The sequence below is a fragment of the Micromonospora sp. CPCC 205539 genome, assembly GCF_036906815.1.
GTDB lineage: Bacteria > Actinomycetota > Actinomycetes > Mycobacteriales > Micromonosporaceae > Micromonospora.
Genome location: NZ_JBAKHW010000002.1, coordinates 27,677 through 50,014, shown reverse-complemented (window position 1 = coordinate 50,014; position 22,338 = coordinate 27,677). Strand labels below are relative to the sequence as shown.

The window sequence follows — 22,338 nt, the reverse complement described above, 5'->3', positions numbered from 1 at the left end:
GCTGACCGTCGGGCGGGCCGGCGGGGCGGCGTTAGGATGGCCGCACCATGGCGAGTGAGCGCAAGGCGACCGCGGACCCGGCCCGCAGCCTGGCCATCCTCTGGCGCACCCGGGAGCCGACCAGCCGCAGCGCCGGGCCGGGGCTCAGCGTCGACCGGATCGTCCGGGCCGCGATCGCCGTGGCCGACGCCGAGGGCCTCGACGCGCTGACCATGCGCCGGGTCGGCGAGGCGCTGGGGGTCGGCACCATGTCGGTCTACACCTACGTGCCGGGCAAGGCCGAGCTCGTCGACGTCATGATCGACACGGCGTACGGCGAGATGCCCCGTCCCGCCGTCGCCGGTGACTGGCGGGCCCGGCTGGAGCGGATCGCCCGGGACAATCTCGCCCTCTACCAGCGTCATCCGTGGATGCTGCGGGCCGAGACGACCCGACCGGTGCTCGGCCCCCACCTGCTGGGTAAGTACGACCACGAACTCAGCGCGGTCGCCGACATCGGGCTCACCGACGTGGAGATGGACGCGGTGCTCACCCTCGTCCTGGGGCACGTGAAGAGTGCCGCGCGTGCCGCGTCCGAGGTGGTCGACCTGGAGCGGGAGACCGGCATGACCGACGGCCAGTGGTGGCAGTCGCACGCGCCCTTCCTGGAGACGTACCTGACGGCCGACAGCTACCCGACCGCCGCCCGGGTCGGCACCGCGGCTGGTCAGCAGCACGGCGCCGCGTACGGGCCGGAGTACGCCTTCGAGTTCGGCCTGCAACGTGTCCTCGACGGCATCTCGGTCGTGATCGCCGAGCGGTCAGCCGCCGGTCGACCGGGGTAGCCCGCCCCGCCGGTTGACCGACACCGGCCCGGGCCCGGCCCTCCGGGTGGTACGACTGGGGCGGCGAGGGCACCTGGGGGCCGGGAAGGATGGCGATGGGGCAGGGGCGGCCCGACATCGTGGAGTTGCGGGTGCACGGCGTGTCCGGGGCGGGACCGGAACGGGTGCTCGACCGGGCGTACGTCCAGCAGGTCGCCGGCGACCGCAGCAGTGGCTTTCACCGCACGGCGCCCGACCACCCCGACGACCGCGACCCGGACGGGGTGACGCTGGAGGCGTACCGCTGGGGTGATCTGACCTCGGGCACCGTGGCCCGGACGCTCTCGCTGGTCTTCCTCCTGCCGTTCATGCTCAGCAACCTGGCGCTCTGGATGCGGCCGGTCGGTCGGCGCAGCGGTCCCGGGGTGACCGTGCTGTGTCGGCTCCTCGCGCTCAACCTGACCGTGCTGTACGTGTTGGCGATGACGGGTGTCGCGCTCGACCTGTTCGCCTGGCGGTGCCTCGGCTCGGCCCGGTGCCCGGCCGCCGCGATGGCGGGGCTCGACGGCCGGACGGTCGGGCAGCGCCTCGCCGCGCTGGCCCTGCTGCCGCTCGCCGCCGTGGCGTTGCTCGTGCTCCTCGGCGCCCGCCGGAGCAGTCCGTCCGGCAACCGGCTGTGGACCATCGAGCCTCTGGTGGGACGGCTCCGGGCGATCCACGTCGCCGCCGCGCTCGCGGTGCTGGACCTGGTGCTGCTCGCCGCGCGTACCCATGACGGCCGGACGGCCTGGACGACCGTGCTGCTTGCGGTCACCGGGGCGGTGCTGCTCGTCTGCGTCGGCCTGCTCGGCGCTCCCGGGCTGCTGGACCGGGCCGCGACCGCGCGGATGTCCGGCCGGGCTGCCGGCGTCGCCCGTGCGGCGGCGTACGGCCTGACCGTGGCCACCCTCGTCACCGTCGCCCTGGACCGGCGCGGCTGGCCGTCGGCGGCCGGGCTGCCCGGGCACGATCGGATCGCCGCCACGGCGTTCCTCGCCCAGATGGCGTTGCTGGTCGCCCTGCTCGCGCTGGTGCTGTGGCACCACCGTCGGGGAGACCGGCGCTCCGCGCTGCCGCACGGCCTGGGCGCGGCGGTCATCGCGGCCGTCGCGGTCGGCCTGGCCGGGGCGCTCTCCGCCGATCTGGTCTACCGGGCCGAGGACCTGCTCGACGGCGGCAGCACCGGTGGGCCGCCGCTGGGGCCGCGCTGGGCGATCCTCGCGTTCTTTCTCCACGTGCTCGGGGCGGTGCTGCTGTGCGGCGCGATGACCCTGCTCACGCGGCGCCGCCGCTGGCGGGCCGCCGCGGCCATCGCCGCCCGGGACTTCCCGGCGGCGCCCCCGGCCGCCGCCGGGCAGCTCCGACGGGTGACGAGGGCGATCGCCCGCGCACGGTTCACGGAGTGGGTGGGACTGCTCGCCGTGGCGTACGCGGCGCTGGCGGTGGTCGGCCTGGCCACCAGCGTGCTGGGTCTGTCCGGCCGTCAGCCGGAGGAGTTGGCGCGTCGTCTTCTCGGGCTGCCGGCCGGGTTCGTCACCGTCAGCCTCGCGGTGGGCAGCTACCTCGTCGTCGGCGTGGTGCTCGTCCTGCTGTTGGGTGGGCTGTTCGCCTACCGGGCGGCGTGGTTCCGCCGGTACGTCGGGGTGCTGTGGGACCTGGGCACGTTCTGGCCCCGGGCGGCCCACCCGTTCGCGCCCCCGAGCTACGCCGACCGTGCCGTGCCGGAGCTGGCCGACCGGATCACCTACCTGGCCGAGCGGCACGCCGGGGTGTTGCTCGCCGGGCACAGCCACGGCTCGGCGCTGCTCGCCCTCGCCGTGCTGCGGCTGCCACCGCAGGTGCGGCAGCGGGTCGCGCTGCTCACCTACGGGTGCCCGATGGACCGCCTGTACGCCCGGCTGTTTCCGGCGTACCTCAACGGCAGCGTGTTGCGCGAGGTGGGGGAGCGGGTCGGGTGGCGGTGGCTCAACCTGTGGCGGGACACCGACCCGGTCGGCGGCTGGGTCTTCGCCGCCCACCGGCCCGGCGACCCGCCCCCGACGACGGACGACCCGGCCGGCCGAGTGGACCGGCGGCTGCGGGACCCACGGGACGTGCTGCCGCCGCCGGGGGCGCGCCGGCCGCCGCCGCTGCGGGGGCACCAGCCGGCCGAGTCCGACCCGGAGTTCCGAGCGGCGGTGCGGGAACTCACCGGCCGGCTCCGCGACCAGGGTGGTGCCTGAGCGGTCGGCCCGTCCTACCGGGTGAGCAGGGCGCGCAGCGCCCGGACCACGTCGGCGGGGGCCTCCTCGGCCATGAAGTGCCCGCAGGTGACCGTCTCGTGCGCCAGGTCTGGTGCCCAGGCCCGCCACAACCCGGCTCCGTCGTAGCCGAGCGCCGAGCCCCAGTCCTGCTGCAGCACGGACACCGGCATCCGCAACTGACGGCCGGCCGCCCGGTCGGCGCTGTCGTGCGTGACGTCGATCCCGGCGGACGCCCGGTAGTCGGCGACGATCGAGGTGATCGCGGCCCGGGAAGCACGCAGGTACGCGGCCCGCACCTCGGCCGGCAGCGCGTCCGCGTCGCGGGTCCAGACGTCCAGGAAGTGGCCGAAGAAGGCGTCCGGGCTGGCGCCGATCAGCTCCTCGGGCAGCCCGGGCGGCTGTGCCATCAGGTACAGGTGGAACGCGACGGCGGCGGTGGTGCCGTGCAGCACGTCCCACATGTCGAGGGTGGGCAGCACGTCGAGCAGGGCGAGGTGGCTGATCGCCGCCGGGTGGTCGAGGCCGGCGCGGAACGCGACCAGGGCGCCCCGGTCGTGCCCGGCCAACGCGAAACGTTCGTGGCCGAGAGCACCGGCCAGCGCCACGATGTCGGCGGCCATGGTGCGCTTGGCGTACCCGTCGCCGTCGGTGTCGTCGGGCTTGTCGCTGTCGCCGTAGCCCCGCAGGTCGGGGCAGATGACCGTGTGGTCGGCGGCCAGGTCGGCCGCGACGTGCCGCCACATGAGGTGGGTCTGCGGAAAGCCGTGCAGCAGAACGATCGGGCGGCCGGAGCCGCCGACGGCGGCGTTGAGCGTCACGCCGTCGGCGACGGTGACGCGCCGGTAGTCGAATCCGGTGATCCTGGGCTCCACGGAGAACCTTCCTGGTGTGCGGGGCTTGGCTGGGGCGGTGGCCCGTCGCCGTCGTACGTCATCGAGCCTGCCCGCCGGTGATCAGCAGCCGGTCAGCGTCCGATCAGTGCCGACGAGCCGGGGCGTCCCCGCGGGCCCGCCTAGATTGGTGCCATGACCAGGCAGCCGACGGCAGCCACGGCGGTGACCTTCGGCGTGCTCGGGCCGGTGACCGCCGCGACCGACCGTGGCCCGGTCCCGCTCAAGGGCCCGCGCCAGCGATCGGTGCTGGCCCGGTTGCTGATCGCCCGAGGCCGGGTGGTGCCGGTGGACCGGCTCGTCGACGACCTGTGGGAGGCGCCCCCGGAGGGCGCGTTGGGCGCGATCCGGACCTTCGTGGCCGACCTGCGCCGGGCCCTGGAGCCGGACCGGTCGCCCCGGCAGCCGCCCCGGCTCCTGATTACCGAAGCACCGGGGTACGTGCTGCGGGCCGCGCCGGAAGCGGTGGACGCCGAACGGTTCGAGGCCGCGGTCGGCGAGGCGGGACGCCTGCTCGCGGCGGGACGTCCCGCGCCGGCCCTGGTCGACCTCGACTCGGCACTCGGGCTCTGGCGGGGGCCCGCGTACGCCGACTGCGCCGGGGAGGTCTGGGCGGTCGCGGAGATCAACCGACTGGACGAGCTGCGGATGCTCGCCGTCGAACGCCGCGCGGAGGCTCTGTTGGCGCTGGGCCGGCCGGATGAGGCCGCCGCCGACCTGCCGGCGCACCTCGCCAGCCATCCGCTGCGCGAGGACGCCTGGCGACTGCTGGCGATCGCCCGGTACCGCTCCGGTCGACAGGGCGAGGCACTGGCCGCGCTGCGCAGAGCCCGGAACGTGCTGGTCACCGAGCTGGGTGTGGACCCGGGGCCTGAGCTGCGGCGGCTGGAAGCCGACATCCTGGCCCAGGCGGCACACCTCACGCCGTCCGTCGAGCCCCAGGGCGCTCCGGAGCTGACCGTCCGAACGGACGTGGCGGTGCCGGCGCGTCCGTTCGTCGGCCGTGCCGCTGAGCTGGACCGGCTGCGGCGGGCAGCCGAGGCCGTCGTCCGACGTGGGCGACCGGCGCTCGCCCTGCTCAGCGGGGACCCGGGGGCCGGTAAGACCGCGCTGGCCGAGGCACTGACCCGGTGGCTCACCGCCGAGGGCTGGCGGGCGGCGTGGGGTCGCAGCCCGGAGTACGAGGGCGCACCGGCCGCCTGGCCGTGGACGCAGATCACCGACGCGCTGGCGGAGCCAACCGACCCGGTCGTGGGCACCGATGGTGCCGGCGATCCCGCCGTGGCCCGATTCCACCGCCACCGCGCGGTGGCGTCCCTGGTCAGCGCCGTCGCCGAGCGGGGGCCGGTGCTACTGGTCCTGGACGACCTGCACCGCGCCGACGGGGACACCCTGGACCTGTTGACCGCGCTGCTCACCGGCCCGCGACCGGCCAACGGGCCGGTGCTGATCCTCGCCACCTACCGGGCCACCGAGATCAGCCCGGAGTTGACCGCGGCCCTGGCTCGGGCCGCTGGACTGGAGCCGGTCCGGGAGTACCTCACCGGCCTGTCCGCGCAGGCGACCGGCGAGTTGGTCCGGGCCGTCGCCGGGGCGGAGCAGGACCCGCACACCGTGCGGCTGATCCACCAGCGCAGTGGCGGAAACCCCTTCTTCGTTCGGGAGCTCGCGCAGCTCTCCGCGGACGAGGGCACGGCGGCGCTGGCGGCGGTGCCGCCCGGGGTCCGCGACGTCATCCGGCACCGGCTGGCGCAGCTTCCCGAGCCGACCCGGACCGTGCTGCGGCAGGCCGCCGTCCTCGGCCGGGACCTCGACCCGGGAGTGCTCGGCACCCTGGCCGGCGACCCCACGACCGCGTTGGACGCCGTGGACCGCGCGTTGCAGGCCGGCTTCCTCACCGAACAGGAGTCGGCCGGGCAGCTGCGCTTCACCCACATCCTGGTCCGCGACACGCTCTACGCCGACCTGTCCGCGCCGCGCCGCGCCGCCTGGCACCTGGCGGTGGCCGAGGCCCTGGAGGAGCGGCGGCCCGCCGATCCCGCCGCGCTCGCCCACCACCTGCTCGCCGCCGGTGGACCGGCCGCCGCCGGTCGCGCCGCACCCTATGCGCGTGCCGCCGCCGAGCTGGCCGAACGGGCCGGCAACCCGCACGAGGCGGCCCGGCTGTGGGGGCAGGCGATCGACGCGTACGACCGCGCCGGCGGGGCCGACCGGCGTGCGCGGTTGAGCGCGGTGCTCGGCCTGGGGCGCGCGCTGGCGGTGACGGGCCGGCTGGTCGAGGCGCGACGGCGGCGGGCCGAGGCGATCGACGACGCGGAGTCCCTCGGCGACCCTCGGCTGACCGGGGAGGTGCTGGCCGGCTTCGACGTGCCCGCCGTCTGGACCCGCAACGACGACGACCGGCTCTCCGGGCGGATCGTCCAGGCCGCGGAACGCGCCCTGGCCGCGGTCGGCGCGCGCGGCTCGGTGCAGCGCAGCCGACTGCTGAGCACCCTCGCGCTGGAGCTGCGTGGCACCACCACCGACCGTGGTCGCCGGGCGGCGGACGAGGCGGCCGCCATCGCCCGCACCACCGCGGACCCCGGGCTGCTCGCCTTCGCGCTCAACGCCCAGTTCATGCACGCCTTCTACCGCGCCGGTCTGGCCGACGAGCGGGCCCGGATCGGGGCCGAACTCGTCGACCTGGCTGCCCGGCACCACCTGGTGACCTTCGAGGTGCTGGGCCACCTCATCCTGGTGCAGTCGCACTGCGCGCTGGCCGATCGCGCCGGTGCCGACGCGCACACCTGTGCCGCCGAGCGCCTCGCGGCGCGGTACGAGCTACCGCTGGTCGGCGTCTTCACCCGGTGGTACGCCGCGCTGCGTCTGGCGCTGGACGGCGAGCCGGCCGCCGCGGCCGACGCGTACCGGGCGGCTGCCGACCGACTGCCCGCCGACGGGATGCCGGGCCTGACGCGCGGCCTGCTCCCGCTCGCCCTGCTCGGTCTGCGCCTGGCAGACCCCGGCGACGACGACCGACCGATCCCCGGGCCCGACGGCGACGACTGGGCGGGCCTGGACTGGGGGCCGCACCAGCCGTGGGTCCAGCCGCTGTTGCTGCTCGCCGCCGGTCGACGGGACGCCGCCGCCGTGGCCCTGCGGTCGCTCCCCGAGGGGCCGCACGACCTGCTGCGGGAGGCGAGACTGTGCCTCACGGGCCGGGCGGCGCTCGTCCTGGGCGATCGGACCACGATGCAACGCGTCAGCGTCGACCTCCGCCCGGCCGCCAACGAGCTGGCCGCCGGCAGCGGGGTGCTGACCGTCGGCCCGGTGGCCGGGCACCTCGCCGGCCTGTCCGCCGCGCTGGGCCGGGACGAGGAAGCGGCCGGGTATCGCCGTACCGCCCGGGTGGTCACCACCCGCGCCGGCGCCGCCGCGTCTCCGGCCTGAGCTCTCGGCGGCGGTGGCGCCCGCCGGGGGGCGACTTGCCGGTTCCCCGGGAACCGGCCGGCAGGGTGGGGTCAGATGGAACCACCGGCGTGACCGCCGTCGGCCGCGATCGAGGGGGTACGCCGTGCAGCTGCTCGTCCTGATCGTGGTGCTGGGCGTCACCGTCCTGGTCGGCACCACGCTCGGCGGCCGGTACAGCGTCGCGCCCCCGATCCTGCTCATCGCGTTCGGGGTGCTGCTCGGGCTGGCGCCGCCGATGTCGGATCTGGTCCTGGAGCCGGAGCTGGTGCTGGTGATCTTCCTGCCGGCCATCCTCTACCGGGAGAGCCTCACCATCAGTTTGCGGGAGATCCGGGCCAACCTCCCGGTCATCGGGCTGCTCGCCGTGGTGTTGGTGGTGCTCACCATGGTCACGGTGGCGTTGACCGCACAGGCGTTCGGGGTGAATCCCGCCGCCGCCTGGGTGCTCGGCGCGGTCCTCGCGCCGACCGACGCCGCAGCGGTCACCGGTCTGGCCAAGCGGCTGCCCCGGAAGTTCCTGACCACTCTGCACGCCGAGAGCCTGATCAACGACGGCACCGCCCTGGTGCTCTTCGCGGTGACCGTGGGTCTGCTCACCCGGAGCACGTCGCCGGGCGCGCTCGGCATCGGTGAGCAGTTCGTCGGTGCCGCCGCCGGCGGCGTGATCGCTGGCCTGCTGGTGGGCGCCATCGTGGTGCTGATCCGCAAGCGCCTCGACGATCCGTTGCGCGAGGGCGCGTTGAGCATCCTGACACCGTTCGGCGCGTTCCTGGCCGCCGAGGTCGTGCACGCCAGCGGTGTGCTGGCGGTGGTGGTCTCCGGTCTGATGCTGGCGTACGCCGGCCCACGGGTGATCCGCGCCCCGTCCCGGGTGCTGGCGTACGCGTTCTGGAACCTGTCCACGTTCCTGATCAACGGTGGACTGTTCGTCCTGCTCGGTACGCAGATTCCCCGTGCCGTGCGAGGGATCACCAGCACCTCACCGAGTCGCGCGTTGATCATCGTGGCGGTGGTCACCGTGGTCGTCGCCACCACCCGGCTGATCTTCATCTATCTCGTGACGGAGTCGGCGAAGTTGCTGCACCGCCGGCTGATGGACGAGGACCGCGGGCCGTCCGGCTGGCGGACCAGCACCGTCGCCGGGTGGTCCGGTTTCCGAGGTGCCGTCTCGCTCGCCGCCGCACTGGCGGTGCCGTCGATGACGGCCGCCGGTCAGCCGGTGGCCGAACGCGACCTGATCGTCTTCGTCACCGCGCTGGTGATCGTGCTGATCATGCTCGTGCAGGGGACCACCCTGCCGCTGCTGGTGCGCTGGGCGGGGCTGGTCGGCGACCCCGAGCGCGCCGACGAGGTGCGACAGGCCCGGCGGCGGGCCACCCAGGCGGGCCTGGCCGCCGTGCCCCAGGTCGCCGCCGAGGTCGGCGCCCGGGAGGATGCCGTACGCCGGTTGCAGGAGGAGTACGAACGGCACCTGGACGACGTCAACGAGGGCGGCGGACGCACCCACGAGGAACGCCGCCTGGAACGCCAACTGCGCCTCGGGGTCCTCGCCCACAAGCGGCGGGAGGTCACCCGGTTGCGCGACAGCCGGGAGATCGACGACATCGTGCTGCAGGAACTCCAGGCAGCGCTGGACAACGAGGAGATCCGGCTGCTCGGCCGGGGGCCTGGCGACTGACGCCCACCCGGGCCGCCTACGGGGCAATCTGCCGCCTGGCTGGCGGGTACGGTGAACTTTCGGTTCGGCGTCGGTCGATGCGTTCGATCCGCGAGGGGGTGCCCATGACCACCGGTGCGACGGGGGCGGGCCTGCGGATGGTCGCCGAACGGGAGTTCCTCGACGAGCTGACCTCGGTCACCCGGGAGCGCGGGGCGACCGAGTTCCTCTACCTGATGGCACAGGACGACGGCGTCATCGGGGTCCAGTGGGAGCAGCCCGGTGTCGATCATCTGCGCCGCTACCGCGTGCAGGGATCCGACGGCCGTTCGTGTCCCCACTGCGCGATCCTCGCCGGAGTGTTGGCGCTGGCGCCGCTGCTGCCGCTGGACGTCCTGCGAACGATGCGCACCCGACCGCAGTACGAGACGGTGCTGCGCACCGGCCGGCTGCCCCACCTGGCGTTCGCCCGGCCGGCGGGCCAGCCCGGGGCGAGCTGGCTCGGCGACTGTCACGCCGTCCCCGGTGAGCCGCACACCGACGCCGACTGCGCGACACATGCCGTGCCCGCCCCGAGCGGTGACCTGCTGGTGCTGCGGCCCGGCGCGCTGCCCCGAGCGGCGCGCGAGATGTATCCGCACGACGCCGCCGCGACGGCGGACCTTCAGCAGCGGCTGCGGATCGCGCGGGACTGGCGGGCCGACGCGCAGGCCGTGGCGAGCGGCGTCCGCGAGGCCGAGGCGACCTGGGCGTTCCTGCGCAACTCCTGCGTGCTGGGCGTGCCGGTGCCGAACGCCAACGGTCTCGTCCTCACTGTGGCCCCGGATGCGGCTCCGGACGACCGGCCGCTGACCGAGCTGCACACGACGATGGTCGACGCGCTGGCCACCGGTGGCCGACTGGCCTACCAGCCGCGGGCCTGCCTGGTGTCGGAGCCGGGTGCGCAGCGGATGCCGTCGTACGCCGGCGCGGTCGACCTGACCAGCGCGGCGCCGGTCCGCACGCTACGACTGCCGACGCCTCGCCGTCCGTTGAGCACCACCGGTCGGGGCGTGCTGCTGCTGTACGAGGCGCGGCACGCGATGGGCCGGCACCACGTGGGCGCGCCGCAGCGCGACAGCGCGTACTGGGCGTCCGAGGCTGCATTGCACGTCTTCGAGTTCACCCTGCTGGAACGGGTCGCCGGTCGGCACTACCAGGACGCGGTGGCCGCCTATCTGCAGGCGTTGCGTCGGGAGGGGGGCCTGCTCGCCCGCCCACAGAAGGTGCTCGACCGGCGTCGCCGTAAGGCGCTGTCGCTGGCGTTCGGTGGGCTGGACGACGAGGAGCTGCACCTCTGGGCGTCCGTCGCGTACCGCAACGCGATCCTGGAGTTGCTCGGCGACCTGGGTGCCTTCGCCGCCCACCTCCGTGCGCAGGCGAGCTGACCGCTCCTACAGGACCTGAGCGAGAAACCGGCGCAGCCGGGGATGCTCGGCCCGTTCGAAGATCGCCTCCGGGGCGCCGGCCTCCAGCACCACGCCGCGGTCCATGAAGGCGACGGTGTCGGCGACCTGCCGGGCGAAGCCCATCTCATGGGTGACCACCACCATGGTCATGCCCGCACCGGACAGGTCGGCCATCACCCCGAGCACGCCCTTGACCAGCTCCGGGTCGAGCGCGGAGGTGGCCTCGTCGAAGAGCATCACCTCGGGCCGTAGCGCCAACGCCCGGGCGATCGCCACCCGCTGCTGCTGGCCGCCGGAGAGCTGCGCCGGCCGTGAGTCGGCCTTGCCGGCGAGCCCCACCAGCTCCAGCTGGGCCCGGGCGAGGGCCACCGCCTCGTCCTCGCCGAGCTTGCGCAGCCGGCGCAGCGCCAGGGTGATGTTGCGCAGCACGCTCATGTGTGGAAACAGGTTGAACTGCTGGAAGACCATGCCGATCCGCTGGCGCAGCGCGTCCGGATCGTCGCGGAGCACGCTGCGCCCGTCCAGCAGCACGTCGCCACGGTCCGGCTCGATCAGCCGGTTGATGGTGCGCAGCAGGGTGGACTTGCCCGACCCGGACGGCCCGATCACGCAGGCCGTCGCGCCGCGCGGCACGGCCAGGTCGACGCCGCGCAACACCCGGTTCGCGCCGAAGGCGAGGTGCACGTCGCGGACGTCCACGCTGACCGAGGTGATCGTGTCGCTGGTCATCGCCGGTCTCCTTCCGCCGCGTCGACTCGCGCCGACACGGTGTCGTCCTCGTCCTCGTCGGCCGGCGCGGTGACCGGCCGGCCGTGGCGCAGTCGCCGGTCGATCCAGTTGACCGCGTGGGTCAGCGGCACGGTCAGCACCAGATAGCAGAGCCCGGCCAGCAGCAGCGCGGACTCGTTGCCGGTGGTGGCCGCGTAGTCCTGCCCGATCCGGAACAGCTCCCGCTGGCTGGCCACCAGCCCGAGGAAGTAGACCAGGCTGGAGTCCTTGATCAAGGCGATGAGCTGGTTGACCCAGGCCGGCAGCACCCGCCGGATGCCCTGCGGGATGATCACCAGCCGCATCGACTCGGCCCAGGAGAAGCCGAGCGCCCGCGCGCCCTCCAACTGTGCGGCCTCCACCGACTGGATGCCGGAGCGGAAGATCTCCCCGATGTACGCCGCCGCGATCAGCGACAGCGCCAGAATGCCCAGCGGGTAGGGGTCGGGTCCCCAGACCTGCATGCCCAGGGGCGCGAGCCCGACGCCGATCAGCAGGATCGTCGCCGCGGCCGGCAACCCCCGGAACACATCGGTGTAGACCCGTGCCGGCCAGCGCAGCCACCGACTGCGGGAGATGCCGGCGACGGCCAGCAGCAGGCCCAGCACCGAGCCGAGCAGGGCGGCGGAGACCGCCAGGATCAGCGTGTTCGGCAACCCGACGGTCAGCATCTCGGGCAGTGCCTCGCGCATCGCGTCCCAGTCGAAGAAGGTCTCCCACAGGGTGCTCAACGGGTCCATCGGTCGCCTCTCCTACCGCCCTGCTCGCTCGTCACCGGATCAGGAGGCGGCCGACGCGGACGCCGACGGGGCGGCCGGGGCCGACACCGTGCCGCTGCCCGGCTTGAAGTCCGCCGGGATGGGGCGGCCCGGGTAGTACTGCGCCTGCAACCGGCTCCAGGTGCCGTCCGCGATGACCTCGTCGAGGCCCTTGTTCAGCGCCTCGCGCAGCTTGTCGCTGCCCTTGGCGACGGCGTACGCGGTCGGCGCCGGGCTGAGCTGCTTGGCCGCCACGGTGATCTTGCCGCTGCTGTCGGTGGCCGACTTCTCGCCGATCTCCGCCGGAGCGATCCACGCGTCGGCGGTGCCCGCCTTGAGCTGGTTGATCGCGCCGTTGTAGTCCGGCACCCGGACCGGATTGAGCTTGTTGCCGGTGGCGTAGTCGTCCTGGACGGTGCCCTGCACCACCACGACCCGCTTGCCGGCGAGCTGGTCGAAGCCGGTGATCGGCGAGCCGGCCGGCACGTCCAGGCCGAAGTAGCCGAAGTCGTAGCCGTTGCCGAAGTCGACGGTCTTCTTCCGCGCCTCGGTGATGGTGATCGACGAGCTGCCGACGTCGAACTTGTGGTTGTTGACCTGGGAGAGCAGCGCGGAGAAGTCGGTGCCGACGAACTCGACCTTGAGGCCGAGCTTGCCGGCCACCGCGGTCAGCAGGTCGTTGTCGAAACCGGTGAACTTGCCGTCCTTGAGGTACACGTTCGGCGGGGCGTCGGTCAGCGTGCCGGCGCGCAGCACGCCCGCCTGCGCCAGGCCGTACGGGTTGCCGGCGGCGTCGGACGAGGAGGAGGCGTCGTCGCCGCAGCCGGCGAGCGCGGTGGTGGCCAGGATCGTGGCCGCGCCGAGGGCGGCGGCACGGGTGAGGGCAGGAAGGAATCGCACGGGTGTCTCCGAAGGGTTGCGTCCCGGCGGGCACGGACACGCGCCGCCGACGGTGCGCCCGGTGGGCGTACCGCTGGAATGGGTCTGGGAAAGGGGGTGCGCTAGTGCGCGGCGCGGCGGCGACAGGCGGCGCTGCACACCCGCATCATGTCCACGTGCCGACGCCGGGTCAGCGCCGGCGACGGCCAGCCCACGCGGGAATCCGCGGCGTCGGCCGGTGGGGCGGTACGGAGGATGCTCATGGGTCTCCCGGGTCTGTGCTGACCTGGGTGCCAGGCCACGCTTGCACCGACGTCGTGCCGGTGCCTGGTCTTCACCCGGGGCACCCCACCGCGGAGGAGGGTTGCCGGCCAGCGAGCCGGGGCTTCGCGCTGGCACTCATGACCTGGTGCGAGGCTAGCAGCCGGGGTCCGCGAATCGTCCAGTGATATGACCACGCTCACGGACGCGGTCAGCCGGCGTGCACGTGTGGCCGGCGGCTCCGGTCGGGCTCCTGGCGGCGCAGGATCTCCCGGGTGACCGAGCCGATCTCGCCCTGGCCGAACGCCAGGTAGCGCACCACGTTGCGCCCCGGCCCGCCCTCGGTCCACTCGAAGTAGATGTGCGGCCGCCGCCCGGTCCGGTCGCGGATCTCGAGCAGCAGGGCGGCCAGCGCGTTGGGCACGGAGGAGCTGGCCAGGCTGAGCACCGGGAACTGCTCGTGCGCCACGGTGCCGCGGACCAGCAGCTCGGTCTCGAAGTCGGACGGGTCGCTGACCGTGACCTCGACGAAGATGACGTCGCTGTCGTCGGGGAAGTCGTTGTCGGCCATGGTCTCGGCCAGCTTGTCGCGGTACTCCGTCGGATCACGGCGCTCCGGCTCGTGCGCGATGAGGCGGATCCGACGCCCGCTCCGCTCGGCGATGAAGCGCGTCGCGACCGGGTCCAGCTCGACATTGGTGACCCGCAGCTCGAAGGCCCGCATCAGCCGGGACAGCACCGACACCAGGATGATCCCGCCGATGAAGCAGGCGGCGATCTTCACGCCGTCGGGGCGCTCCACCACGTTCGCCGCCGTGGTGTAGACGAAGGCCACCGCGATGGTCCCGAACGCGAGCGTGCGGCCCCGCTGACGCCGCCGCCGCGCCGCGAGGGTCACCGCGGTCGCCGCCGAGGTGATCAACACCAGGACCCCGGTGGCGTACGCGCCGCCCTGCGCGTCCACGTCGGCGGAGAAGGCGACCGTGATCAGGAACGCCACCGCGGTGAAGACCAGCACCAGCGGCCGGACGGCCCGGGCCCAGGTCGGCGCCATGCCGTACCGGGGCAGATAGCGGGGTACGAGGTTGAGCAGCCCGGCCATCGCGGAAGCCCCCGCGAACCAGAGGATCCCGATGGTCGACAGGTCGTAGATCGTGCCGAACACCCCGCCGAGATACTCGTGCGCCAGGTAGGCCAGCGCCCGGCCGTTCGCCGGCCCGCCCGACTCGAACGCCTCGGGCGGGATCAGCACGGTGGTGGTCACACTGCTGGTGATCAGGAAGACGCTCATGATCACGGCGGCGGTGGTGAGCAACCGGCGGGCGCCCCGGATGCGGCCCAGCGGCCGGTCCTCCGAGTCCTGCGGGTCACCGCGCACGCTCGGCATCACCGCCACCCCGGTCTCGAAGCCGGACAGGCCGAGCGCCAGCTTGGGGAAGACCAGCAGGGAGAGCCCGACCACCAGCAGCGGGTCGCCGTGCCCGGTGGTCAGCGCGGTGGTCCAGTCCTCGAGGGCGCTCGGGTGCGTCACCACCCGCCACAGAGCGACGGTGATCACCACCGTGTTCAGCAGCAGGTAGAGCACGACCAGGACGACGGCGATCCCGATGGCCTCGCCGAACCCCTTGAGGAACACCGCGCCGAGCAGCGCCACGAGCAGCAGCGTGAGCAGGACCTCGTGGCCCTTGAGCGCGCTGGGCCAGAACGGGTTCTCGTCGAGGTGCGCGGTCGCGTCGGCCGAGGAGAGCGTGATGGTGATGATGAAGTCGGTGGCCGCGAAGCCGAGCAAGACCAGCACGAAGAGCTTGCTCGGCCAGTAGGTCAGCAGGCGTACCAGCATGGCGATGGAGCCCTCGCCGTGTGGGCTCTCCACCGCCACCCGCCGGTAGACCGGCAGCGCGCCCAGCAGCGTCACCAGCACGAGCACGAGGGTGGCCACCGGCGAGAGCGCACCGGCGGCCAACGCCGCGATGCCCGGCTGGTAGCCCAACGTCGAGAAGTAGTCGACGCCGGTCAGGCACATCACCTTCCACCACGGGTGATGCCGGTGCTCCGGCGGACGCCCGCCCGGGGCGTGCTGCCTCGGCTGCTCCGAGTTGTCCGCGAGCAGCCAACTCCGCAACCGGCTGGTCCGCCGGCCGGCGCGCCTCCCGACCTCCACCGGCGCTTCCCCCGTCATCCGCCCATGGTCACCGCGAGTATCCGCCCGTTGGCCCGTGCCCGTCCGCCGGTGCGCGGAACCCGCCCGCTCGGGCGAGGGTTTCGGGCACCTGGCACGGGGGAAGCAGCGCCTCCGGCGTTCCCGCACCGACCCCGACGGGCCGCGGGTCGCCGGATCGGACGTCCGGCGAAGGGAGCGGGTCATGGTCGGTGGCCGTCGCTTCCGCGCTGGTGACGGCTTCGGTCGCCAACTCGACGAGCACGAGATCCGGGCCGACGAGCCGGCGTCGACGGAGCCGGCCGCCTCGGGCGACGGTGGGCTGGTGGACAGCGCGATCTACATCCGCGGGCACCGCTTCGCCTCGCCGGCCGGTCTCGCCGACACGTACCGCTGCCTCCAGGAGCAGGACGAGGCGATGGCGTGGATCGGGTTGTACCGCCCCGACATCGAGCAGATCACGTCGCTGGCCCGGGAGTTCCGCCTGCACGACCTGGCGGTCGAGGACGCGATCAACGCCCACCAGCGGCCCAAGCTGGAGCGGTACGGCCACACGCTGTTCGTGGTGCTGCGCGCCGCCCGCTACGACGACCAGCGGGAGGAGGTGGAGTTCTCCGAGCTGCACCTGTTCATCGGCCCCGGGTTCGTGGTCACCGTGCGGCACGGTGAGGCGCCGGACCTCGCCGCCGTGCGCCGGCGGATGGAGGCCGACCCGCAGATGCTCGGGAGGGGCCCGCAGGCGGTGTTGTACGCGATCCTCGACCAGGTCGTCGACGGGTACGCGCCGGTCGTGGCCGGGTTGGAGAACGACATCGACGAGATCGAGACCGAGGTCTTCGGCGGCGACCCGAACGCGAGCCGGCGCATCTACGGGCTCAGCCGCGAGGTGATCCAGTTCCAACGGGCCGCCCGCCCGCTGCTCGCCGTGCTCGACGCGCTCGCCGCCGGCGCCGGTAGCTACGACACGGATGAGGAACTGCGCCGCTACCTGCGAGACGTGACCGACCACCTGACCCAGGTGGTGGAGCGGGTGGACGGCTTCCGGCATCTCCTGCAGAACATCCTGACCGTCAACGCCACCCTCGTCTCGCAGCAGCAGAACGAGGAGATGCGCAGTCTCACCGCGGCCAGCTACACGCAGAACGAGGAGCTGAAGAAGGTCTCCTCGTGGGCCGCGATCCTGTTCGCCCCGACGCTGATCGGAACGGTGTACGGGATGAACTTCGTCCACATGCCCGAGCTGCACTGGCGCTTCGGCTACCTGTTCGCACTGCTGCTGATGGCGCTGGTCTGCGGCACCCTCTACCTGGTCTTCAAGCGGCGCGGCTGGCTCTGACCAGGCCGAGGGTCACTCGATGCCGCGCAGGATGTGCCGCTCGTCCTCGACGTCGTCCTCGCCCGCGTCGATCCGGCCGAGCAGTACGGCTGCGGCCCACACGGTCAGAGGCGTGGCCGCCCCGGTCATGCCGCCGCCGGTCCGGTCTTCCCGGGTCCGGCTCCGCTCCACCCGAGATGGTCTGCGCTGAGCCTGCATGGCACTGCCTCTCGTCGTCGAAGCCGCCCCGGGCAGCGCCGCGTACGCCCGCGCCACCGGCCGAGCCATCCGCACGCGGGCGGGCGGCTGCCGGGAACGGCATCCATCACGAACCATCCCATGCCCGGCCTCGTCAGCACCCCCTGTTTTCGGTTTCCCGACTGTTGCCGGCCGCCGACACGGTGCCGGGGCCGCGCGGCGACCGGTGCCAGGGCCGCCCAGCGTGCCGCGCCGGTCGTGTCGCACCCCGTGGACAGAATCGACGGATGCAGAAGCCAGAGATTGTCTCAGCGGAGGAGTGGCAGCGCGCCCGCGCGGAGCTGCTGGTCGCCGAGAAGGAACTGACCCGGGCTCAGGACGCGCTCGCCGCCCGTCGGCGGCGACTGCCGATGGTGCCGTTCTCCTCGGCGTACGTGTTCGACACGCCGACCGGCAACCGCACCCTGCTGGAGCTGTTCGAGGGGCGTGATCAGCTCGTCGTCTACCAGTTCATGGACATCGGGCCCGAGCGTTACTGCCCGGGGTGCACCGCGTTCACCGCCAACGTGCCGGCGACCGGGTTGGCCGGCCTGGCGGATCGCGGGGTCAGTTGGCGGACGGTGTCCGACATGCCGCTCGCGCAGTTCGAGGCGTACCGGGAGCGGATGGGCTGGACCGTGCCGTTCGCGTCGTCGCGGGGCACGTCCTTCTCGGCCGACTGCGACGCCGGCGGCGGTTTCATGCTGAGCGTGTTCCTGCGCGTCGGCGACGACGTCTACCGGACGTACAACACGACGTCCCGAGGGGTGGATCGCCTCGTCTTCACCAACAGCATCCTCGACCTCACCCCGTACGGCCGGCAGGAGGACTGGGAGGATTCCCCGCCCGGCTGGCCACAGCACCCCACCTACGGCTAAGCGGCCCCACGCTCAGGGCAGCGGGTGGGCGATGCCGCGGGCGTGGTCGGTGAGCGCGGCACCGACCACGGTCGCGGACAGCGGCAGCACCTCCAGGCAGCGGCGCACGGCAGCGGCCATCAGCACGTTCGGCACCCGCATGGAGAGCGTGCAGTGTGGCACCCAGCGTCCCGGCTGGTAGTGCTCGACCAGCGTGATGCCGGCGGCGGCGAGCCGGCCGTGCACCAGCCGGTGGTGGTCCAGCAACTCGGTGGTGGGTGTCGGCCCGAGCCAGAGCACCCGGCCCACGAACTGGCCGGCGTGCTGGAAATCGAGTCGCAGCGGGGCGGCCACGAGCGTCCCGGTCAGCGCGGCGGCGACCTGCTCGGGGTCGAAGCGGGGCGCCACCGCGAGTGAGACGTGCGGACGGTGCCGCTGCTCCAGCAGCGAGCGCATGCTCTGCACGCCCTCGGCCTCCAGCGCGTCCCAGAGCACCCGGATCCGCCGGGTGGCGTCCGGGTCCAGATAGAGCTCCAACGCCGCGACCACATGATCACCGTAGCCGTCGAGGTTGGATCTCTAGGCGGGGCATCGGGGTACGACGAATAGAGTGGTCGACGACGGTCGCTTACTCCCCGGCGGAAGGCATGGCCCATGAACGTGAACGACCTGCTGACCGAGGCGCACGGCCGTTTGCCCGACCTCGTCCGCGCGGCGGTCGACGGGCTCAGCCCGGAGCAGCTGCGCTGGACGCCCGGCCCGGCCGCCAACTCGATCGGTTGGCTGGTCTGGCACCTGACCCGCGTCCAGGACCACCACGTCGCCGACCTGCTCGACGCCGACCAGGTCTGGGTGAGCGGAGACTGGGCGGGTCGGTTCGGGCTCACCGCCGACCCGGACAACACCGGCTACGGTCACTCGCCGGCGGAGGTCGCGACGGTGCGTCCGGAGAGCGCCCAGGCGCTGCTCGACTACTACGACGCGGTCGCAGGCCGGACCGGGCAGCTCCTGTCCGGCCTGAAGCCGGCAGATCTGGACCGGATCGTTGACGAGGCATGGGACCCACCGGTCACCCTCGGCGTGCGTCTGGTCAGCATCGTCGACGACGACGTGCAGCACGCCGGCCAGGCCGCCTACGTCCGGGGCCTGATCGACGCCAACTGACCCGAGAAGTCAAATGGCCTCGATGGTCGTTGTTGGGTTCTGCGATTCGCTGAGTTGATTGATCTCGGAGATTCGCAGGTCAGTGCTTCGGGATCAGCAATGCTGCCACCTCTGCGGTCAGCTCGATCGCCCAATCAAGCTGCGGACAGTCGTTGCGCCCCCGGCACTCCAGGCACCCGCCTACTCGCCACGGCTGGTCGAGTGCCCGAGTCCAGTGCGCGTCGAGTAACCGCTTCGCGATGAACAACTCGGTCGCCTTGGACACTGGTTCATCGATTGGCATGGTCGGCACCCTCCGCGAGATCCGAGATGTGGCCCCACCTGGGGGCAGGGGCGATACGTCGTGCTCCCCCAGGTGGGTACGCGGTCGGGACCCGGGAGTTTGCCGAAACCAGGGAGCCGACTGAGGAGAAACCTAATCCAACTTGTAGGAGTAGGTCAAGGGAACCTGCTGGTAGATCATGAAGCTTGCTGGAACAGGTTTCTTCGTGATCAAATTGGTCTGCCGAAACCAGGGAGCCAGCGGAGATCGACTTATGCCGACCGAAAAGGTGGACTACCGGCGCATAGCGAACGAGATTACCGAGAAGATCAAGTCCGGAAATCTCGCACCGGGTGAAAAGCTGCCGTCCACGCGTGAGCTCGCCGAGGAATACGGCGTGCACATTTCTACGATCAATCGGGTTATGACGATCTTGAAAGACCGCGAGTTGGTCGAGGGTCATCCCGGCAAAGGTGTGTATGTGGCCGAGGCTGAGTAATCGGATCAGCCGCTTCTGATCGATCGACCCCCGATGACCGTTGATGCCCGTCGTGAGCCCTCCAGTCGCCGCGACCGTGTCGATCATGCGTGGGTCGCAGTCCCGTCACCCGGTTCGGGTGAGCCCGTCTCACCCCGCTGCGGGTGATCCTGCGGGGGAGCGGTGGGAGGGGGCCCGATGGGCACGACGGTGGCCGAACACTTGCGGCAGCTGGGCTCTGGCCGGCGTACCGACCTGCCGGAGACGACCGCCGGGACGATGCGGCTGGACGCGCGCGAGGACGGCTGGACCGAGCACTGGTACCTGACCATCGCCGACCAGCACGTCCGGGTGGACCGGTCGGCGGACGACGCCGAGCTGGTGGTCCGCGCCGAACGGACGGTCTTCGACCGCTTGGCGAGCGGGCAGACCCACCTGGCCGAGGCGCTGCTGCGCAACGAGCTGACCGTGCAGGGCAACATGCGACTGCTGATGTTGCTGCGGCGGATCTTCCCCGGGCCGGCCGGCGCCCGCCATCCGCGCGAGCTGGGTCGGGCCGCGTTGGCCGGGCGGGACGAGCGGCGGTGAGGCAGGAGCTGGTGCACGTGATCGCGGGCAACGCCTTCGCGATCAGCGACGCGCAGGGCGACCTGGAGGTCGACCCGGACAGCCCGGTCGGGCTCTTCTCGTTCGACACCCGCTTCCTGTCCCGCTGGCAGCTCAGCGTCGACGGAGAACGACTCAACGCGCTCTCCCGCGACGACATGACGTACTTCGAGACCCGGTTCTTCCTGGTCCCGGGCACGGCGAGCCACTACGTCGACGCCGACGTCTCGGTCATCCGCCACCGCTCGCTCGACGACAGCTTCAACGAACGGATCACCGTGCTCAACCACTCGGCGCAGCCCACCGAGTTCACCGTACGGATGGAGATGGGCAACGACTTCGCGGACATCGCCGACCTCGCCAACGCCGCCGAGGTCCGGCAGCCGCGGCGGCGGGTCACCGAGGTCGCCGTCGACTCCGCACGCCAACAGCTCGTCCTGCGGTACGAGCGGGAGCGGTTCGTCCGCGAGACGACCGTGCGCAGCAGCGCGCCGGCCGACGTGGACGAGCGAGGGATGACGTTCCGGATCCGGATCGAGCCCGACGGGCAGTGGGAGACCGACCTGCACGTGACCATGACCATCCGGGGTGAGGGCGGCCGGGACCTGCGTACCGACATCGAGGCGCACCAGCAGCGGGTGCGTGGCGGCATGCGGGAGGAGTTGGCGGACTGGCTGGGCCGGGCCCCGCAGCTCGTGGCCGAACGGAACGGCCTGGAGGAGCTCTACCGGGGCAGCCTGGCCGACCTGGCGGCGCTGCGGTACGTGCCGTTGGCGTACAACGCTCGGGTGCCGGTCGGCGGCCTGCCGTGGGCGATGGCGTTCTGTGGCCGGGACAGCATCATCACCTGCCTGCAGACCCTGGCGTTCACCCCCGAGTTGACGCCCGCGACGCTGCGGATGCTGGCGCTGTTGCAGGGCGGTCAGCTCGACGACGAGCACGACGAGGAGCCGGGCAAGATCCTGGCCCAGCTCCGCTACGGCGAATCGGCCGCCTTCGGTGAGCGGCCGAGCGCGTTGTACTACGGGGCCGCCGACACCACTGCGCTGTTCGTCGTCCTGCTCGACGAGTACGAGCGCTGGTCCGGTGACGCCGACCTGGTCCACGAGCTGCGCCACCCGGCGCGGATGGCACTGGACTGGATCGACGAGTACGGCGACCTGACCGGCGACGGCTACGTGCGTTACCAGCGTCGCAACGAGCGCTGCGGCGCGGTGAACCAGGGTTGGCGGGACTCAGCGGACGCGATCACCGACGCCGACGGGTGGCAGCCCGGCTTTCCTCTCGCCACGTGCGAGTTGCAGGGCTACGCGTACGACGCCAAACGGCGTGGCGCCCGGCTGGCTCGGGAGTTCTGGGGTGACCCCGCGTACGCCGACCGCCTGGAGCGGGAGGCCGCGGAGCTGAAGGAACGGTTCAACCGCGACTTCTGGCTGCCGCACCGGGAGTACTACGCGTTGGCGTTGGGGCCGCACGGCGAGCCGGTCGACGCGCTGTCGTCCAACATCGGGCATCTGCTGTGGAGTGGAATCGTCGCGGACGACCGAGCCGAGGCCGTCGCCGAGCACCTGGTCGGGCCCCGGCTGTTCACCGGGTGGGGAGTACGGACCTACGCTGCGGGGCAGCGGCCATTCAACCCGGTGGGTTCGCATCTGGGGGCGGTGTGGCCGTCGGACAACGCGCTGATCGCCGCCGGGTTGCGGCACTACCGCTGCGACGCGCAGGCGGCCCGGATCGCGGCCGGGATCTTCGACATGGCGCAGACGCTCGGCGGCGCGGTGCCCGAGCTGATCGCCGGCTACGACCGGGCACTCACGAAGTATCCGGTGCAGCTGCCGGCCGCCGGCCGCCCCCAGTCGTGGTCGTCGGGCGCGCTGCTGATGCTGCTGGGCACCGTGCTGGGGCTGCGCCCCACCGGCGACAACCTGCTGGTCAACCCGGCCCTGCCGGAAGGGTTCGGCCGGATCGAGCTGCTCGACATCCCGGGCCGCTGGGGTCACTCCGACGCCTACGGCCGAGACCGCTCCACCACCAGCCCGGCCCACCGCCCCCGCGTCCGCTAGCT

20 protein-coding genes and 1 riboswitch are annotated in these 22,338 nt (G+C 72.7%); of the genes, 11 read left to right on the top strand and 9 right to left on the bottom strand.

The features are described from left to right. Window positions 1-47: 47 nt before the first annotated feature. On the top strand, window positions 48-824 hold the full coding sequence (locus tag V6V47_RS02450; RefSeq protein ID WP_334626287.1) for a TetR/AcrR family transcriptional regulator: 777 nt from the start codon (window positions 48-50) through the stop codon (window positions 822-824). Window positions 825-919: 95 nt separating this feature from the next. Next, entirely contained in the window at window positions 920-3,064 is a 2,145-nt protein-coding gene (locus V6V47_RS02445; RefSeq protein WP_334626286.1) for a hypothetical protein, read from the top strand. Between the two features lie 14 nt (window positions 3,065-3,078). Here V6V47_RS02445 and V6V47_RS02440 read toward each other — a convergent pair whose 3' ends face one another. Further along, complete coding sequence (locus V6V47_RS02440) at window positions 3,079-3,957, bottom strand: alpha/beta fold hydrolase (RefSeq protein WP_334626285.1); 879 nt, start codon at window positions 3,955-3,957, stop codon at window positions 3,079-3,081. 153 nt (window positions 3,958-4,110) lie between these two features. On the opposite strand from V6V47_RS02440, the gene V6V47_RS02435 reads away from it, so the two are divergent. The 3 genes from V6V47_RS02435 to V6V47_RS02425 all read left to right on the top strand — a co-directional run bounded on the left by V6V47_RS02435 (window position 4,111) and on the right by V6V47_RS02425 (window position 10,509). Further along, the gene (locus V6V47_RS02435) at window positions 4,111-7,404 is read left to right on the top strand and encodes a BTAD domain-containing putative transcriptional regulator (protein WP_334626284.1); all 3,294 of its coding nucleotides are present in this window, start codon (window positions 4,111-4,113) and stop codon (window positions 7,402-7,404) included. Window positions 7,405-7,528: 124 nt separating this feature from the next. Then, window positions 7,529-9,103: a Na+/H+ antiporter gene (locus V6V47_RS02430; protein WP_334626283.1), complete on the top strand. Its 1,575-nt coding sequence runs from the start codon at window positions 7,529-7,531 to the stop codon at window positions 9,101-9,103. A gap of 104 nt (window positions 9,104-9,207) precedes the next feature. After that, complete coding sequence (locus tag V6V47_RS02425; RefSeq protein ID WP_334626282.1) at window positions 9,208-10,509, top strand: hypothetical protein; 1,302 nt, start codon at window positions 9,208-9,210, stop codon at window positions 10,507-10,509. 6 nt (window positions 10,510-10,515) lie between these two features. Here the strand turns inward: V6V47_RS02425 and V6V47_RS02420 are convergent, their stop codons facing one another. The 5 genes from V6V47_RS02420 to V6V47_RS02400 form a co-directional block, all read right to left on the bottom strand. Beyond that, window positions 10,516-11,259: an amino acid ABC transporter ATP-binding protein gene (locus tag V6V47_RS02420; RefSeq protein ID WP_334626281.1), complete on the bottom strand. Its 744-nt coding sequence runs from the start codon at window positions 11,257-11,259 to the stop codon at window positions 10,516-10,518. Further along, entirely contained in the window at window positions 11,256-12,038 is a 783-nt protein-coding gene (locus tag V6V47_RS02415) for an amino acid ABC transporter permease (RefSeq protein ID WP_334626280.1), read from the bottom strand. Before V6V47_RS02415 ends, V6V47_RS02420 begins: the two co-directional genes overlap by 4 nt. Window positions 12,039-12,077: 39 nt before the next feature. Beyond that, window positions 12,078-12,956: an ABC transporter substrate-binding protein gene (locus tag V6V47_RS02410; protein ID WP_334626279.1), complete on the bottom strand. Its 879-nt coding sequence runs from the start codon at window positions 12,954-12,956 to the stop codon at window positions 12,078-12,080. 101 nt (window positions 12,957-13,057) lie between these two features. Continuing rightward, on the bottom strand, window positions 13,058-13,198 hold the full coding sequence (locus V6V47_RS02405) for a hypothetical protein (protein ID WP_334626278.1): 141 nt from the start codon (window positions 13,196-13,198) through the stop codon (window positions 13,058-13,060). Window positions 13,199-13,230: 32 nt separating this feature from the next. Further along, window positions 13,231-13,342: riboswitch (SAM riboswitch) on the bottom strand. A 65-nt stretch (window positions 13,343-13,407) separates the two neighbouring features. Beyond that, window positions 13,408-15,375 carry an amino acid transporter gene (locus tag V6V47_RS02400; RefSeq protein WP_334626277.1) on the bottom strand — a complete coding sequence of 656 codons (1,968 nt, stop codon included), beginning with the start codon at window positions 15,373-15,375 and terminating at the stop codon, window positions 13,408-13,410. 184 nt (window positions 15,376-15,559) lie between these two features. Here V6V47_RS02400 and corA point away from each other — a divergent pair, with 184 nt between their 5' ends. Next, window positions 15,560-16,690, top strand: coding sequence for a magnesium/cobalt transporter CorA (gene corA / locus V6V47_RS02395; RefSeq protein ID WP_334626276.1), 1,131 nt, complete (start codon window positions 15,560-15,562; stop codon window positions 16,688-16,690). A gap of 12 nt (window positions 16,691-16,702) precedes the next feature. Here corA and V6V47_RS02390 read toward each other — a convergent pair whose 3' ends face one another. Beyond that, on the bottom strand, window positions 16,703-16,861 hold the full coding sequence (locus V6V47_RS02390; protein WP_334626275.1) for a hypothetical protein: 159 nt from the start codon (window positions 16,859-16,861) through the stop codon (window positions 16,703-16,705). 293 nt (window positions 16,862-17,154) lie between these two features. On the opposite strand from V6V47_RS02390, the gene V6V47_RS02385 reads away from it, so the two are divergent. Then, window positions 17,155-17,784, top strand: a complete 630-nt coding sequence (locus tag V6V47_RS02385; protein WP_334626274.1) for a DUF899 domain-containing protein — start codon at window positions 17,155-17,157, stop codon at window positions 17,782-17,784. Between the two features lie 12 nt (window positions 17,785-17,796). On the opposite strand, the gene V6V47_RS02380 is transcribed toward V6V47_RS02385, so the two are convergent. Continuing rightward, on the bottom strand, window positions 17,797-18,312 hold the full coding sequence (locus V6V47_RS02380) for a 2'-5' RNA ligase family protein (protein WP_334626273.1): 516 nt from the start codon (window positions 18,310-18,312) through the stop codon (window positions 17,797-17,799). 105 nt (window positions 18,313-18,417) lie between these two features. Here V6V47_RS02380 and V6V47_RS02375 point away from each other — a divergent pair, with 105 nt between their 5' ends. After that, window positions 18,418-18,927, top strand: coding sequence for a mycothiol transferase (locus tag V6V47_RS02375; protein WP_334626272.1), 510 nt, complete (start codon window positions 18,418-18,420; stop codon window positions 18,925-18,927). A 79-nt stretch (window positions 18,928-19,006) separates the two neighbouring features. Here the strand turns inward: V6V47_RS02375 and V6V47_RS02370 are convergent, their stop codons facing one another. Continuing rightward, entirely contained in the window at window positions 19,007-19,210 is a 204-nt protein-coding gene (locus V6V47_RS02370; protein ID WP_334626271.1) for a hypothetical protein, read from the bottom strand. Window positions 19,211-19,388: 178 nt separating this feature from the next. On the opposite strand from V6V47_RS02370, the gene V6V47_RS02365 reads away from it, so the two are divergent. From V6V47_RS02365 to V6V47_RS02355, 3 genes are all read left to right on the top strand, one after another. After that, a complete protein-coding gene (locus V6V47_RS02365) occupies window positions 19,389-19,688 on the top strand; it encodes a winged helix-turn-helix domain-containing protein (protein ID WP_334626270.1) in 300 nt (99 codons plus the stop codon). A 177-nt stretch (window positions 19,689-19,865) separates the two neighbouring features. Next, the gene (locus tag V6V47_RS02360; RefSeq protein ID WP_334626269.1) at window positions 19,866-20,255 is read left to right on the top strand and encodes an SCP2 sterol-binding domain-containing protein; all 390 of its coding nucleotides are present in this window, start codon (window positions 19,866-19,868) and stop codon (window positions 20,253-20,255) included. After that, on the top strand, window positions 20,252-22,336 hold the full coding sequence (locus V6V47_RS02355; protein ID WP_334626268.1) for an amylo-alpha-1,6-glucosidase: 2,085 nt from the start codon (window positions 20,252-20,254) through the stop codon (window positions 22,334-22,336). The genes V6V47_RS02360 and V6V47_RS02355 overlap by 4 nt, the downstream gene beginning before the upstream one ends. The last annotated feature ends 2 nt before the right edge of the window (window positions 22,337-22,338 follow it).

What these genes read in the sequence shown, in the direction of transcription:
- V6V47_RS02450 (WP_334626287.1), top strand. Translation starts at nt 48, where the DNA reads ATGGCGAGTGAGCGCAAGGCGACCGCGGACCCGGCCCGCAGCCTGGCC.
- V6V47_RS02445 (WP_334626286.1), top strand. Translation starts at nt 920, where the DNA reads ATGGGGCAGGGGCGGCCCGACATCGTGGAGTTGCGGGTGCACGGCGTG.
- V6V47_RS02435 (WP_334626284.1), top strand. Translation starts at nt 4,111, where the DNA reads ATGACCAGGCAGCCGACGGCAGCCACGGCGGTGACCTTCGGCGTGCTC.
- V6V47_RS02425 (WP_334626282.1), top strand. Translation starts at nt 9,208, where the DNA reads ATGACCACCGGTGCGACGGGGGCGGGCCTGCGGATGGTCGCCGAACGG.
- V6V47_RS02420 (WP_334626281.1), bottom strand. Translation starts at nt 11,259, where the DNA reads ATGACCAGCGACACGATCACCTCGGTCAGCGTGGACGTCCGCGACGTG.
- V6V47_RS02415 (WP_334626280.1), bottom strand. Translation starts at nt 12,038, where the DNA reads ATGGACCCGTTGAGCACCCTGTGGGAGACCTTCTTCGACTGGGACGCG.
- V6V47_RS02405 (WP_334626278.1), bottom strand. Translation starts at nt 13,198, where the DNA reads ATGAGCATCCTCCGTACCGCCCCACCGGCCGACGCCGCGGATTCCCGC.
- V6V47_RS02400 (WP_334626277.1), bottom strand. Translation starts at nt 15,375, where the DNA reads ATGACGGGGGAAGCGCCGGTGGAGGTCGGGAGGCGCGCCGGCCGGCGG.
- corA (WP_334626276.1), top strand. Translation starts at nt 15,560, where the DNA reads ATGGTCGGTGGCCGTCGCTTCCGCGCTGGTGACGGCTTCGGTCGCCAA.
- V6V47_RS02385 (WP_334626274.1), top strand. Translation starts at nt 17,155, where the DNA reads ATGCAGAAGCCAGAGATTGTCTCAGCGGAGGAGTGGCAGCGCGCCCGC.
- V6V47_RS02375 (WP_334626272.1), top strand. Translation starts at nt 18,418, where the DNA reads ATGAACGTGAACGACCTGCTGACCGAGGCGCACGGCCGTTTGCCCGAC.
- V6V47_RS02370 (WP_334626271.1), bottom strand. Translation starts at nt 19,210, where the DNA reads ATGCCAATCGATGAACCAGTGTCCAAGGCGACCGAGTTGTTCATCGCG.
- V6V47_RS02365 (WP_334626270.1), top strand. Translation starts at nt 19,389, where the DNA reads ATGAAGCTTGCTGGAACAGGTTTCTTCGTGATCAAATTGGTCTGCCGA.
- V6V47_RS02360 (WP_334626269.1), top strand. Translation starts at nt 19,866, where the DNA reads ATGGGCACGACGGTGGCCGAACACTTGCGGCAGCTGGGCTCTGGCCGG.